Annotated in this window: 14 protein-coding genes and 1 riboswitch; of the genes, 7 read left to right on the top strand and 7 right to left on the bottom strand. The window is 68.6% G+C overall.

The genetic code is table 11. From position 1 onward, the window contains the following. Positions 1 to 2: 2 nt before the first annotated feature. Positions 3 to 713, bottom strand: coding sequence for a TetR/AcrR family transcriptional regulator (locus CJ177_RS24545; RefSeq protein WP_005244989.1), 711 nt, complete (start codon positions 711 to 713; stop codon positions 3 to 5). On the opposite strand from CJ177_RS24545, the gene CJ177_RS24540 reads away from it, so the two are divergent. The 3 genes from CJ177_RS24540 to dszD all read left to right on the top strand — a co-directional run bounded on the left by CJ177_RS24540 (position 706) and on the right by dszD (position 2,994). Further along, positions 706 to 1,797, top strand: coding sequence for a hypothetical protein (locus CJ177_RS24540; RefSeq protein ID WP_095868856.1), 1,092 nt, complete (start codon positions 706 to 708; stop codon positions 1,795 to 1,797). The two genes, CJ177_RS24545 and CJ177_RS24540, sit on opposite strands and share 8 nt — an antisense overlap. A gap of 34 nt (positions 1,798 to 1,831) precedes the next feature. Beyond that, positions 1,832 to 2,305, top strand: coding sequence for a YbaK/EbsC family protein (locus CJ177_RS24535; protein WP_005244991.1), 474 nt, complete (start codon positions 1,832 to 1,834; stop codon positions 2,303 to 2,305). A 104-nt stretch (positions 2,306 to 2,409) separates the two neighbouring features. Continuing rightward, entirely contained in the window at positions 2,410 to 2,994 is a 585-nt protein-coding gene (gene dszD / locus CJ177_RS24530) for an NADH:FMN oxidoreductase DszD (protein WP_257014671.1), read from the top strand. 5 nt (positions 2,995 to 2,999) lie between these two features. Here dszD and CJ177_RS24525 read toward each other — a convergent pair whose 3' ends face one another. The 4 genes from CJ177_RS24525 to CJ177_RS24515 form a co-directional block, all read right to left on the bottom strand. Next, positions 3,000 to 3,626, bottom strand: coding sequence for a hypothetical protein (locus CJ177_RS24525; protein ID WP_005244993.1), 627 nt, complete (start codon positions 3,624 to 3,626; stop codon positions 3,000 to 3,002). Positions 3,627 to 3,675: 49 nt separating this feature from the next. After that, a complete protein-coding gene (locus tag CJ177_RS49435) occupies positions 3,676 to 3,744 on the bottom strand; it encodes a putative leader peptide (protein WP_369325290.1) in 69 nt (22 codons plus the stop codon). Between the two features lie 28 nt (positions 3,745 to 3,772). Then, entirely contained in the window at positions 3,773 to 5,068 is a 1,296-nt protein-coding gene (locus CJ177_RS24520; protein WP_095868855.1) for an aminotransferase class V-fold PLP-dependent enzyme, read from the bottom strand. Between the two features lie 51 nt (positions 5,069 to 5,119). Then, positions 5,120 to 5,234, bottom strand: a riboswitch (SAM riboswitch). A gap of 80 nt (positions 5,235 to 5,314) precedes the next feature. Next, positions 5,315 to 6,562 (bottom strand): MCE family protein, encoded by a 1,248-nt coding sequence (locus tag CJ177_RS24515; protein WP_095868854.1) that lies wholly within the window; start codon positions 6,560 to 6,562, stop codon positions 5,315 to 5,317. Between the two features lie 296 nt (positions 6,563 to 6,858). Here CJ177_RS24515 and CJ177_RS24510 point away from each other — a divergent pair, with 296 nt between their 5' ends. From CJ177_RS24510 to CJ177_RS24495, 4 genes are read left to right on the top strand one after another with little or no spacing between them, the layout of a single operon-like run. Then, positions 6,859 to 8,340 carry a cytosine permease gene (locus CJ177_RS24510; protein ID WP_095868853.1) on the top strand — a complete coding sequence of 494 codons (1,482 nt, stop codon included), beginning with the start codon at positions 6,859 to 6,861 and terminating at the stop codon, positions 8,338 to 8,340. A gap of 28 nt (positions 8,341 to 8,368) precedes the next feature. Next, positions 8,369 to 8,980 carry a TetR/AcrR family transcriptional regulator gene (locus CJ177_RS24505; RefSeq protein WP_061044550.1) on the top strand — a complete coding sequence of 204 codons (612 nt, stop codon included), beginning with the start codon at positions 8,369 to 8,371 and terminating at the stop codon, positions 8,978 to 8,980. Between the two features lie 2 nt (positions 8,981 to 8,982). Beyond that, positions 8,983 to 9,981, top strand: coding sequence for a nitrilase-related carbon-nitrogen hydrolase (locus CJ177_RS24500; protein WP_061044551.1), 999 nt, complete (start codon positions 8,983 to 8,985; stop codon positions 9,979 to 9,981). Next, on the top strand, positions 9,978 to 11,003 hold the full coding sequence (locus CJ177_RS24495) for an agmatine/peptidylarginine deiminase (protein ID WP_095868852.1): 1,026 nt from the start codon (positions 9,978 to 9,980) through the stop codon (positions 11,001 to 11,003). The genes CJ177_RS24500 and CJ177_RS24495 overlap by 4 nt, the downstream gene beginning before the upstream one ends. On the opposite strand, the gene CJ177_RS24490 is transcribed toward CJ177_RS24495, so the two are convergent. Further along, complete coding sequence (locus CJ177_RS24490; RefSeq protein ID WP_095868851.1) at positions 11,000 to 12,235, bottom strand: RNA polymerase sigma factor; 1,236 nt, start codon at positions 12,233 to 12,235, stop codon at positions 11,000 to 11,002. The two genes, CJ177_RS24495 and CJ177_RS24490, sit on opposite strands and share 4 nt — an antisense overlap. Then, positions 12,235 to 12,936, bottom strand: coding sequence for a YciI family protein (locus CJ177_RS24485; protein ID WP_005245010.1), 702 nt, complete (start codon positions 12,934 to 12,936; stop codon positions 12,235 to 12,237). Before CJ177_RS24485 ends, CJ177_RS24490 begins: the two co-directional genes overlap by 1 nt. Positions 12,937 to 12,960 lie beyond the last annotated feature (24 nt).

Below are 12,960 nucleotides of genomic sequence, written 5' to 3'. Positions count from 1 at the left end.
GATCAGGTCAGCCCGGCCCTGGCGACGGCGCCCGCGAACAGTGCGGTGACCGCGGCGCCCATCGTCGACTGATCCACTTCCTCGGGGTCGACGGAGTGTTCGAGCACGAGGCCGGAGATGAGCGCCATCAGCGAGATGGCCGTGGTGCGGACGTCGAACGTGTCGTCGACCCCCCACTCCCGCGCGCGCTCGCCGATCAATTCGACGAGCTTTCCCCGCAATTGCCGCCGCTCCCGCAGGTAGGCCTGGGCGATCTGCGGGTCGCGTGCGGCGAGCACGCCGAATTCGAGCACCAGCAGCGACCAGCCCGGTTCGCGCACCATCCACGACGCGACGGCCTCGCCGCCTTTGCCCGCGGCGTCCGAGGGGTTCATGCCGGCGATCTCGGCGAGGACCCGTCCCGCCAGTTCGAGTGAGCGTGCCGCGAAGAGTTCGGCGAACAGGTCCTGCTTCGACTCGAAGTTCGAATAGACCGCCCCCTTGGTGAACCCGGCCCGGCGCGCCACCTCGGCGAGCCTGGCCGCGCTGAAGCCCCGTTCCGCGAATTCCTCCGCCGCCGCGTCGAGGAGGCGCTGACGCACGACGTCACGACCGGGACGCGGCGTGGGCGCCCATTCGGTGTGACGACTGTCCCGTTGACGATCTTCAGTCACGATACCTAGGGTATTCAATACCCACGGTATCGACAAGGATCGAGGACGTCCGATGACCATGACCGACAGCGAATCCCCCACCCAGGCTCCCGTGCACCACGACAGTCCGGTGTCGAAGTACGGCGCGCCCAAGGTGATGGTCGCGCTGGTCTTCGGCGTTCTGCTCCTCCAGCTCGGCTTCATCCTCAGCTACGTGGCCGCGTTCCATCAGCCCACGCCCCGCGACATCGAGATCGGTGTCGTCGCAGCGGAGGGACTGCCCACAGGCACGGACCAGCAGGTCGCCGACCGGCTCGACGCGATCGACGGCCGGCCGCTGCGGGCCCGTGTCGTCTCGGACACCGCGGAAGCCCGGCGGCTCCTTCACGACCGCGAGATCCAGGGTGCGTTCGTCGTGAACCCCGTCGGCCCCGACACCCTGATCACGGCGAGCGCGGGCGGCAGCTCCATCTCCAGCGCGCTCGAATCGGTCTTCGCCCAGGTGGAGAACAGTCAGGGCCGTCAGTTCACGGTCCGCGACGAAATTCCGGTCGGTGCGCACGACAACCGTGGACTCTCCGGCTTCTATCTGGCGGTCGGCTGGGTGGTCGGCGGCTACCTGCTCGCGGCGGCGATCGGCCTGTTCATCGGCGCCCCGCGAACCCTGCGTCAGGCGTCCGCGCACACGGCTGTCCTGCTCGGGTACGCCGTGCTGTCCGGCGCCCTCGGCGCCCTGATCACCACTCACGTGCTCGGCACGTTCGCAGGACACTGGTTCCCGCTGTGGCTCCTCGGAACCGGCGTCGTCTTCGGCACCGCCGTGTTCACGCTGGGGTTGCGCGCCTCGGTCGGCATCCTCGCCGTCCCTCTCGCGATCGCCGTCTTCGTCATTCTGGGCAATCCCAGCGCCGGCGGGGCGTTCGGTTCGAACGTCATCCCCGCCTTCTACGCGGCCATCGGACGCTGGATCACCCCGGGCGCCGGCACCGAGGGAATTCGCAGCATCGTGTACTTCGACGACGTGGGGCTCGGACAGCCCGCGCTCGCCCTCGCGCTCTACTCGGCGGTCGGGCTCGGACTGCTGTTCGGGTTCACCGCCCGGCGCCTCCGGAAGCCGGAATCGACTACGCCCCGTTCCGATGTCGTGTCGGACGACGCTTCTTGATGTCGTACCGGGGGAATGGACCTACTCTTGGTTCATGCCGACGCCCCTGCACCCCCACGCCGCGCATGTCGCCGAGACTCTGATCGCGCGAGGGCACCATGGGGTGATCGTGACCCAGCCCGACTCCACCCACTCCGCGGCCGAGGCGGCGGAGTCGCTGGGGGTCGATATCGGGGCCATCACCAAGTCGCTGGTGTTCCTCCTGGACGACGATCCGATCCTGCTCCTCGTGTCGGGGGCGCACGAGGTGGATCTGGCGAACACGGGCAAACGGCTGCAGGGAAATCTGACCCGGGCGCCCCTCGACATGGTGCGGATCGCGACCGGCCAGCCGATCGGGGGTATCGCTCCGCTCGGACATCCCACGAACCTTCCGACGTACGTCGACAACGCCCTGTCCGAGTACGCGGAACTGTGGGCGGCCGCCGGGCACCCGGACACGGTCTTCCGCACGTCCTTCTCGGAGTTGGTGCGGATCACCGCGGGCCTGGCGATCGACGTCGACTGAATCCCGGGCGGTTCACGCCCCTATAGTTGACGTCAGATCTCGTGAACAAGGGTGACGTGAACGAGAATGACACAGTGCCCACACGGGCCGACCCGGAGAATGATTTGTCCGACAGAGCCGAGAACGCCGAAACCGTCGATGGTTCGGACCTCCCCCGCGACCCTGAACTCGCCCCCGGAATCTGCGCCGAGGATTACCGCGCAGCCCTGCGTCGTCACCCGGCGGGCGTCACCATCGTGACTCTCGACTCGGGGTCCGGCCCGGTCGGGTTCACCGCGTCCTCGTTCTCGTCCGTGTCATTGGACCCGCCGTTGGTGTCGTTCAACATCGCGAACACCTCGTCCAGCATCGAGGCACTGCATTCCGCGGATTCGCTGGTGATCCATCTGCTCGGGGAGCACCAGCAGCACCTGGCTCAGCGATTCTCCCGAAGCGCCGACCAGAGGTTCACCGACGAGTCGCTCTGGGCGCGACTCGACACCGGCGAACCGGTCCTCCACGGAACTCCCAGCTGGTTGCGGGTCATCGTGGACCAGCTGATTCCCGTCGGCGATCACACACTCGTCATCGGCCTCGTCACCCGCGTCCATGCCGAGGCAGACGACGATTCCGCGTCAGCTCCCCTGCTGTATCACGAGGGCCGGTACTACCGGCCCACTCCGCTCGGTTCAGCGAACAACGGCAACTGACCTGGTCAGGACGCCAGTACCCGCTCGCGGAGGGGGAGGCCGAAGCGGCGCAGCGCTTCGTCGACGGCGTCGGCGGAGGTGACGAGACCTCGCTCCTCCAGCCACGGGAGGGTGCCGTCGACGAGCTGCTCCAGAACCCTGGGCAGTGACAGCGGCAGCAGGGTCACACCGTCGGCGACGCCGGCCGCCTGGATGTCGGCGATGAGCCCGGCGAGGCCGACCGGAGTTCCGATGTACTGCAACGACACCGGAGCACGCGGTGCATCCAGTGCGCTGTCGAGGAGGGCCAGCTCCTTGCGCGCGGCGCGGGCCTCTCCGGCGATGAGCACCTCGAGGTCCACCAGGACGGTGACGCTGTCGGGGTCGCGCCCGTCGGCGACGAGTTCGGCGCGGATCCGCGCGCGTTCCTGCTGCGCCTCACGCAGATCGGACGCCCGGATCCGGACGACGTTCGGCGGGAACGACGTGAGGTCGAGCTGATCCGTCGAGTCGGCGGTCAGGTCCACCCAGTAGTCCGCACCGTTGATCGGCCGCGTGCCCGGGGCACCCTCGGCCGCCGGGTGGTGGCCGGAGCCGGTCAGTTCGACGGCGACGCGAAGGGGACGGGAAACGAAGGCATTGTCTCGAGACATAAGGGTTCCTCGGGAATGACGTGTGAATGAAACGGAGCTGGAAGAACGGTCAGCTCGAACACATACCCGAGGCGGTTCGGCACAGATCGACATGCCGACGGCACCAGTGAGCAATCATTGCGCTCCCAGCCTGCGATGCCATGCGGTCATACTAGCGCGTCCCGCGAAAAACGCGTCTCCGGCACCGGATTCCACTGGCCGCTCTCCTTGGCGTAGGTCCAGTTCCGGCGCCCCGCCACCAGCGTGCGCACCGCGTCGACCAGCCGATCCACGTCCTCGGAGCAGCTTCCGAGACCCACACTCACCCGCACGGCGCCGTCGGGCCTGCCGAGGCGTCCCAGCAGCGGATGGGCGCAGAAACGCCCGTCGCGAACTCCGATTCCGTGTTCGGCGGACAGGTAGGCGGCGATCTCTCCCGGTTCGAACCCGTCGATCGTGAACGTCACAATCCCCACGGTGTCGGGGGCGTCCGACCACAGCCGCAGGAACTCCAGGCCGTCGACGGAGCCGAGGCCGTCGAGGAGGCGGCCGGTGAGCGCCGCCTCGTGTTCGGCCACCGTGCCGAAGTCCAGCTCGGACAGCGCATCGCACGCGGCGGCGAGCGCTGCTGCGCCGAGCACGTTAGGGGTGCCCGCCTCGTGCCGGGCCGGGGCGGGCGCCCACTGGGTGGATTCGACGGTCACGTTCCGGACCGCGCCGCCGCCTGCGAGGTAGGGCTCGGCGGCGTCGAGCCAGTCCCGGCGGCCGACCAGCACGCCGGCGCCGAAGGGCGCGTACAACTTGTGCCCGGAGAAGGCGAGGTAGTCGACGCCCCACTCCTCGACGTCGATGCGGCGGTGCGGTGCGAGCTGAGCGGCGTCGACGAGAATCCGTGCGCCGCAACGATGCGCTACCTCGGCGAGGGCTGCGATCGGCAGCACCTCGCCGGTCACGTTGGACGCTCCGGTCACCGCGAGCAGGGCGGTGGGCTTGGAGCACAGTTCGGCGACGAGCCGGCGGACGGTCTCGTCCAGCGTGTCCGCCGCCCGCACGACGCGAGAGTTCTTCCACGGCAGCAGGTTCGCGTGGTGCTCGATGTCGAGGACCACGGTGCTGCCAGGGACGCAGCCGGCGAGCAGATTCAGCGAGTCGGTCGTGTTCCGGGTGAAGACCACCACCTGGTCCTCACCCGCTCCGACGAACCGGGCGACCGAGTCGCGGGCCTTCTCGTAGCATTCGGTCGACACCCGCGACGCGTAGCCGGCGCCGCGGTGCACGCTGGAGTACGTCGGGAGCAGTGCCCCGATTCGGTCGGTCACCTGCGCCAACGCCGGAGCGCTGGCGGCGTAGTCGAAGTTGACGTAGGTGCAATTGCCGCCCTGGACGAGCGGAACCCGCAGGTCGGAGCCCGAAACCTGAGCCAGGGGGGCAACACACACGTCGGCGGTCAATACAGCAGTCATCACGACATCCCTCGTAGTCAGGGACTCGTCGCAGGGTCGGTGCCCTCTCGGAGTCCGCGCTTGCCGGGTCCGGTATGGACCTCAGCCTGGTCGTCACCCGGAGCACCCCGCCGCGGTGGAGGGTTGCCGACCAGCAAGCCGGGGCTTGACGCTGGTACTCGTGACCTGTTTCGAAGATTGCAGGATCGACGCGCAGTTGTCAACCCGGAGCCCGGGAGGGTCCGGGATCCGGGCCGAGAACTCGCGTCAGTTGGGGGTCACCCCGAGGAGCGGGGCGAGCTGATTCGCAATCGGGTTGAGGTCCAACTTGTTCGGGTCCTTCTTGGGTGTGGAGTCCCACGGCTGCACGGTGGCGGGGTCTCCGAACACGATCCGGTTCGCGCTGCGGACACCGGTGAGGCTGCCCTGCGGAGCCGCACAGGACGCGGCAGTGTTCTGCGGGAAGTCCTGCTGCGTGTCGTCGAAGTTCGGATCGTTCCGCTTCATCTCCCGGAGGATCGCCTGGGTGCCCTCGTAGCCGACGGTGCACGACGGCGGATTGTTGGCCTCTGCCACCAGACCCAGGTGCACGGTTCCGTCGTCGGGCGCAATGGTCGAGGACGCCGCCGCCACCCCCGGCAGATACACGAACAGTGTCCGCAGGGCCGTGGCCTGCACCGAGACCGCCTTCGCCGTAGCGGACAGGTTGGCGAGGTTCGTCGCGATACCCGGCCCGGCCTCCGAGACGAGTTGCCCCAGTTCATCGCTCGCCGGATTGCCGTTGCCGATCAGCCGCCGGACGTCCGGGTCGCTGCTGCGCAGCCGGTCCGCGAGCGAGTCCAGGTCGGCACTGAAACCCTTGATCGCCGAAGACTGTTCGGACTGCGTTCCCAGAACGCTGCGGCCGTCGCGCACCAAAGCCACTGTCCGATCGAGCGATTCGGCGCCCGACGCCGACAGTCCGGACAACGAATCCGCGAGCGACCGAAGGTCTTCGCCCTTGCCGTCCAACGCCGCCCCGAGTTCCGTCACGACGGTGTGGAGCGCGTCGATCGGCACGGATTCCGTCAATCCCTGTGTGCCGGCGAGCAATTCTTCGACGGGAACCGGCGTCGACGTGTCGACGGCGGCGATACGGGATCCGCCCGCCAGGTACGGCCCGCGATCGGTGGCAGGCTGAAGGTCGACGTACTGCTCGCCGATCGCCGACCTGTTGGCCACGACGGCTTTCGCGGAGGCGGGAATGCCGGGTGTGCTCGTGTCGATCCTCAGTTCGACGACGACGCCGTCCGCGGTCAGGGACATGGCCCCGACGCGGCCGACCGGCACGCCGCGGTACGTGACTTCCGCATTGGTGAAGATGCCGCCCGACGTCTCCAATTCGAGTTGCACGGTGTATTCGCCGAATCCGAGGATATTGCCCAGGCGCACGTAGTTGGCACCCACGTAGACGAGGCCCATGAGGGCCACGAGAACGAAGCCGATCAGCTGCCACCGGACGAGCGGCGACCTCACCGTCCACCCTCGACGTCGCGTAGCCCGAACGCCGTCCCCGCGGCGGCGAGCCGGCACCGGTTCGCGAAACGACTGTTGATGGCGGCGGCAGACACAGGCACTCCGATGACAGAGGGATACGTGAGACAAGCGGTCACACATATATCTAGTCCAGTCGCCGTAGCAGCGCAAACTCCGAACCACGCTCGGTGGCGCACGTCACTCACCGGTATTGACTGAATTTTCAGTTTGGAATATCTTCGGTACCCACCAGGACGTGATGACAGTCACCTCCGCCCCGGAATGTGAGGTCCGCAGTGTCCACGAATCTCGACCCGACGACGCCCCTCGACGACACCGCCCCCTCCCCACCGGAGGACCGCTTCGGACACGTCGAGACGATCGGCGTGGAATACATCCCCGAATCGGAACGCGATTCGCGACCGCTCAACCTGCTCGCCGTGTTCTTCGGCGGCAACCTGGCGTTCTCGGTGATCGTGTTCGGCTGGCTCCCCATCACGTTCGGACTCGGGTTCGGCAGCGCGATCGCGGCCAGCGCGGTCGGCATCGGGCTCGGCACGCTCCTCATCGCGCCCCTGTCACTCCTGGGCCCGCGCACCGGCACGAACAACACCGTGTCGAGTGGTGCGCACTTCGGAGTGAGCGGACGGATGATCGGCTCGGGGCTCACATTGCTCTTCGCCCTCGCGTACGCCGCGATCGCGGTCTGGACCTCGGGTGACGCGCTGATCGCCGCCGCCCACCGCCTACTCGGCACACCGGTCGACAACGGCATGCTCGCCCTCGGCTACGGCATCATCGCCGCCGAGATCGTGGCCGTCGCGCTGTTCGGTCACGGCACGGTGGTCGCGCTCCAGAAGTTCGTGCTGCCCGTCGTCGCCGCGCTGCTCCTGCTCGGTGTGCTCGCGTTCGGTGGTCGCTTCGACGGCGGGGCGGGCAGCGGCGACTATCTCCTCGGCGGATTCTGGCCCACCTGGATTCTGGCCGTGGTCCTCGCCGTCGGCGGTCCGCTGTCGTACGCCCCGACGCTCGGCGACTACAGCAGGCGGATCTCCCGGGCGCGGTTCAGCGACCGTTCGATCGTCGCGGCCACCATGGCAGGCATCTTCTTCGGGCTGTTCCTGACCGCCGCTTTCGGATCGTTCACCGCGTCGACCTTCACCACGCTGAGCAACTCCTACGTTGCCGACCTGGTGGCGGAGGCGCCCGGTTGGTACGTGCTGCCGATCGTCCTCGTCGCTCTCGCGGGAGGACTCGGGCAGGGCGTACTCAACGTCTACGCCAGCGGCCTCGACCTGGAGGCGCTGATCCCCCGGTTGCGCCGCGTCCACACCACGCTGATCACGTCGGCGCTCGCGGTCGCCCTGCTCTACATCGGCGTGTTCGTCGTCGACGCCGTCGATTCGATCACCGCGATGACCTTGGTGCTCAACGGTTTCGCCGCGCCGTGGGTGGCGATCAACGTCGCCGGCTTCCTTGTTGCGAGGCGAGGGCAGTACGACGCGGTCGACCTCCAGGTCTTCAACCTGGGCCGCAAGGGCGGGCGGTACTGGTTCACCGGCGGCTGGAATCTGCGCGCTGTCATCCCGTGGGCGGCCGGATCCGTGTTCGGCGTCCTCGCCGTCGACACGTCGCTGTACTCCGGGCCCCTTGCCGACATCGCGCACGGTGTCGATGTCAGTCTTGTCGGATCGTCGGCCATCGCAGTGGCCGGCTACCTCGTCGCGCTGCGACTGTGGCCCGAACACGTGGCCCCGGTCGAGGCGCCGACGTCCTAGGACGACACGAACCGAAGGAGATTCACCGATGAGCGAGCGACGCGATGCGATTCTGAAGGCCAGCGCCACCGCCATTGCCCAACGAGGTATCCGCGGGCTTCGCGTCAACGATGTCGCGGAGGTCGCGGGCGTGTCGCCGGGACTGCTGTACTACCACTTCAAGGATCGCATCGGCCTCCTCGAGGCCGCCCTGAACTACATCAACGACCGTGCCCGCGCCTACCGCAGCGAGGGTGAGGGATCCGGCGACTCCGCCCGCGACCGGCTCACCCGCTCCCTCCTCGGCGAGATCCAGGACCGCCCCGAGGTCGTGGAAAACTCGTTGGCCTGGAACGAGTTACGCGCCTCCGCCGTGTACGAGGAGGCGCTGCGGGAGCCGCTCGCACGGACCACCGCGGCGTGGGTGTCGGAGATCGCCGACGCGATCGCGCAGGCGCAGGTCACCGGCGAGATCTCCCGCTCGCTCGACCCCCAGCCCACCGCGGTCACGATGACCGCCCTCGTCGAAGGCCTGTCCGGGCGGTGGCTCTGCAAGGAGATCTCCACCGAGGACGCCCGCTCCCATCTGCTCGGCGCGATCGACGTCGTGATGTCCGAGCCCACCCCCCACACTCCCATCACATCCAGACCGAAGGAATAACGATGACCATTCGCACGATCACCGCACTGCCCGCGCCGTCCTCACCGGCGCGCTTCACCGAATCTGCCCGCACGCCGCTGCGGGTCGGGCTGGTGCAGCACCGCTGGCGTCCCGATGCGGACGCATTGCGCACCGAATTGACCGACGCGATCGGCGAGGCGGCCGCACTCGGCGCTGCGGTGGTGTTCCTGCCGGAACTCACGTTGTCGAAGTACCCCGCCGACACCCGCGCGACCGGGACCCCCGGCCGCGACGCCGAGGACCTCACGACCGGACCCACGTACAGTTTCGCGGCCGCGGCTGCTGCCCGGCACGGGGTCTGCGTCCACGCCTCCCTCTACGAACGAGCCGACGGCCCCGACGGTCTCGGTTTCAACACCGCCATCCTCGTCGCCCCGTCCGGTGAATTGCTCTCCCGGACCCGCAAGCTGCACATCCCGGTCAGCGCCGGCTACTACGAGGACACCTACTTCCGCGGCGGTCCCGCCCACGACGCCTACCCCGTCTACCGCCCGGCCGAACTGGACGGTGCCGCACTCGGTTTGCCGACGTGCTGGGACGAATGGTTCCCCGAAGTCGCGCGGATGTATTCGCTCGGCGGCGCCGAGATCCTCGTCTACCCCACGGCGATCGGGTCGGAGCCGAGCGCCCCGTCCTTCGACACCCAGCCGATCTGGCAGCACGTGATCGTCGGAAACGGCATCACCAGTGGCACATTCATGGTGGTCCCGAACCGCTGCGGCAACGAGGGCGGCATCGACTTCTACGGTTCCTCGTTCATCTCCGACCCGTACGGCCGCGTGCTCGTGTCGGCTCCCCGCGACGAGGAGGCGGTCCTGGTGGCCGATCTCGACCTCGATCAGAGGAAGGACTGGCTCGATCTCTTCCCGTTCCTGACCACCCGCAGGCCGGACACCTACACCCGGCTGACCGATCCCGTGGACCACGAGCACCCCTACGGCCTTCCGACGACGGTATCGGCCGCGGAGACCCGGTCATGACCTGGCGGATGCCGAGCGAGACCGAACCGCAGGAACGGGTGTGGATGGCGTTCCCGCCCCTCGGGGCCTCGATGACCGCGACCGCGGACGACGCGCACGAGGCGCGGACCGCGTGGACGGCAGTCGCCCACACGATCGCCGAATTCGAGCCGGTCACCATGGTCGTCGATCCGGCGGATCGGGACGTCGCCCGGCAGTATCTGTCCGCGGACATCGATGTGGTCGAGGCTCCCCTCGACGACGCCTGGATGCGCGACATCGGACCCACGTTCGTCCTCGACGAGGACGACCGACTCGGTGCCGTCGACTGGACGTTCAACGGCTGGGGACAGCAGGAGTGGGCCACCTGGGATCGCGACCGGTCGATCGGCGCGGCCGTCACCGGGTGGTCCGGTGCGCAAGCGGTCCCGTCGTCGATGGTCAACGAGGGCGGCGGGATCCAGGTCGACGGTCGCGGAACCGTGCTCGTCACCGAGACCGTGCAACTGGACCCGCTGCGCAACCCCGGCCTGGACGCGGCGGGAGTCGAGGCGGAACTCGCGCGCACGATCGGCGCCGAGCACGTCGTCTGGCTCCCCCGCGGCCTCGCGCGAGATTCCGAGAAGTTCGGCACCAAGGGGCACGTCGACATCGTCGCAGCGCTGCCCGCACCCGGTGTGGCTCTCGTGCACTCCCAGCGCGACCGATCCCACCCCGACCACGAGGTGTCCGCCGAGATCCTGAAAGTTCTGTCCGACAGCCGTGACCGTTCCGGTGCGCCGTGGCGGATCGTCGAGGTGCCTGCCCCGACGGTCCTGCGTGACGAGGAGGGCTGGGTCGACTACAGCTACATCAATCATCTCGTCGTCAACGGCGGCGTCATCGCGTGCGGCTTCGACGACCCTCACGATGCCCTCGCCCGCGACATCCTGTCGAGCGTCTACCCCGGTCGCCGCGTCGTCACGGTCGATGCCCGGCAGATCTTCGCGCGGGGCGGCGGCATCCACTGCATCACCCAGCACCAGCCTCGCGGGCGGATCTAGCGGGCACCGTTCTCGCTGTCCACTTCCGCGAGCCGCCTCGCCAGGAATCGCCGGGTCGGTTCGTTCGCCGCCAGGCCGATCGCGGCGCGGTACTCCGCGCTCGCCTCCGCGGGCCTGCCCGCTCGGCGCAGCAGGTCGGCGCGGGTCGCGTGCACGTTGTGCGTTCGCGCCAGCCTCGGCTCACCGGCGAGCGCGTCCAACTCGGCGAGTCCGGCGTCGGGGCCGTCGCGGAAGCTCACTGCGACAGCGCGATTGAGACGAACGGCGGGCGAGTCACCGTACGTGCCGAGTTCGTCGTATCCGGCGACGACGGCGTTCCAATCGGTGGCCGCCCAGTTCGGCGCCGTCGCGTGGGCGGCCGCGATCGTGGCCTGCGCGCCGTACGGACCACCTCCCCTGCGCCGTGCGGCCTGCAGGCACACGACACCTTCCTCGATCTTCGCCCGGTCCCAGCGCCGACGGTCCTGCTCCTCGAGGGGGACGAGATCACCCACGACGTCCGTTCGCTGAGCGCGCCTGCTGTCGTGAAACAGCATGAGCGCCATCAGCGCCCACGCCTCACCCTCGTCCGGCATCAGCTCACACAGCAACCGGCCGAGGCGCAGCGCCTCCTCGCAGAGTTCGTCCCGGATCGCGGTGTCGCCGGACGTCGCCGAATAGCCCTCGGTGAACACCAGATAGATGCAGGCGAGCACCTGCGGGGTGCGCTCGGGCAGCAGATGGTCGGGCGGGACCCGGAACGGGATACCGGCCGTCCGGATCTTCGACTTCGCACGGCTGAGCCGTTGGGACACGGTCGGTTCCGGGGCGAGAAACAACCGGGCGATCTCCGCCGGCCGCAGCCCGGCCACCAGGCGGAGAGTCAACGCGACCTGCGACTCCGGGGACAGCGCGGGATGGCAGCAGGTGAACATGAGCCGCAACTGATCGTCACGCACCGGCCACACCTCTTCCTCGTCCGGAGGGGGAACGAGCCGCGCCGCATCGTGCTCCTTGTCGCCGCGCAACGACTCCCGGCGCAACCGGTCCAGTGCCCGGTTGCGGGCGACGGTCGTGATCCAGGCTCCCGGGTTCTTCGGCAGACCCGCCTCCGGCCAGCTGCGGATCGCCTCGGCGAACGCCTCCTGCACCGCGTCTTCCGCGAGGGACAGGTCGCCGACCATCCGTGCCACGGTGGCCAGCGCCCGACCGGACTCCTCCCGGAAGACGCGGCTCAGCGTGTCGCCGTCCATTACTCGGAGTAGGCGACGATCTGCCGGAGTTCGATGCAGCCCTTCGGCGTCACCGGGATCTTCGCCGACAACGCGATCGCACTCTCCCGGTCGTCGGCTGCGAGCACGTACAGGCCGTTCGCGACCTCGGCTGTCTCGGCGAAGGGGCCGTCGGTGAGAAGGAGTTCCCCGTCGCGAACGCGGATCGTCGTCGCGGAGTCCGGCGGATAGAGGGCTCCGCCGCCACGCACCGCGGACCCGGCAAGCCGACCGAACTTCTCGTGCTCGGCCATTCCCTCGTCCCACTGGGGTGTGCCCGGCGCCACCGCCGCCGCCACCGGTTCGCGGAGCAGCGCCATCCAGCAGCCTTTCTGATCGGTCACGGGCATCCACTCGAACATCGGCCACAACTCGATGATCGCCTCGGGGATGTGCCGCGCGACATTCAGCACCTCGTCCAGGTCCGATCCCTCGAGGACGTAGTAACCGCCGATCACCTCCGCGGTCTCCGCGAACGGACCGTCCGTGATCAGCGTCCGGCCGCCCTCGTTCCGAATGGTCGCCGCCTCCGCGCTCGGATACAGGGCACCACCTCCGACGATCGCGGAGCCCGCTCTCTCCGTGAACGCCTCGTGGCGCGCAACGGCCACCGCGAACTCCGGACTGTCCGGTGCCCATTCGGTGGCGTTCTTCTCGTCCGCCAGCAATGCCAGGTAGTACATGAGGTCATCCTTCCTCGAAAAGAA

Origin of the sequence: Rhodococcus sp. ACPA1, assembly GCF_002300195.1 — a bacterium.
Classification (GTDB): domain Bacteria; phylum Actinomycetota; class Actinomycetes; order Mycobacteriales; family Mycobacteriaceae; genus Rhodococcus_F; species Rhodococcus_F opacus.
This window is presented reverse-complemented; position numbering and strand designations above follow the sequence as displayed.

What these genes read in the sequence shown, in the direction of transcription:
- CJ177_RS24540 (WP_095868856.1), top strand. Translation starts at nt 706, where the DNA reads ATGACCATGACCGACAGCGAATCCCCCACCCAGGCTCCCGTGCACCAC.
- CJ177_RS24545 (WP_005244989.1), bottom strand. Translation starts at nt 713, where the DNA reads ATGGTCATCGGACGTCCTCGATCCTTGTCGATACCGTGGGTATTGAAT.
- CJ177_RS24535 (WP_005244991.1), top strand. Translation starts at nt 1,832, where the DNA reads ATGCCGACGCCCCTGCACCCCCACGCCGCGCATGTCGCCGAGACTCTG.
- CJ177_RS24525 (WP_005244993.1), bottom strand. Translation starts at nt 3,626, where the DNA reads ATGTCTCGAGACAATGCCTTCGTTTCCCGTCCCCTTCGCGTCGCCGTC.
- CJ177_RS24520 (WP_095868855.1), bottom strand. Translation starts at nt 5,068, where the DNA reads ATGACTGCTGTATTGACCGCCGACGTGTGTGTTGCCCCCCTGGCTCAG.
- CJ177_RS24505 (WP_061044550.1), top strand. Translation starts at nt 8,369, where the DNA reads ATGAGCGAGCGACGCGATGCGATTCTGAAGGCCAGCGCCACCGCCATT.
- CJ177_RS24500 (WP_061044551.1), top strand. Translation starts at nt 8,983, where the DNA reads ATGACCATTCGCACGATCACCGCACTGCCCGCGCCGTCCTCACCGGCG.
- CJ177_RS24495 (WP_095868852.1), top strand. Translation starts at nt 9,978, where the DNA reads ATGACCTGGCGGATGCCGAGCGAGACCGAACCGCAGGAACGGGTGTGG.
- CJ177_RS24490 (WP_095868851.1), bottom strand. Translation starts at nt 12,235, where the DNA reads ATGGACGGCGACACGCTGAGCCGCGTCTTCCGGGAGGAGTCCGGTCGG.
- CJ177_RS24485 (WP_005245010.1), bottom strand. Translation starts at nt 12,936, where the DNA reads ATGTACTACCTGGCATTGCTGGCGGACGAGAAGAACGCCACCGAATGG.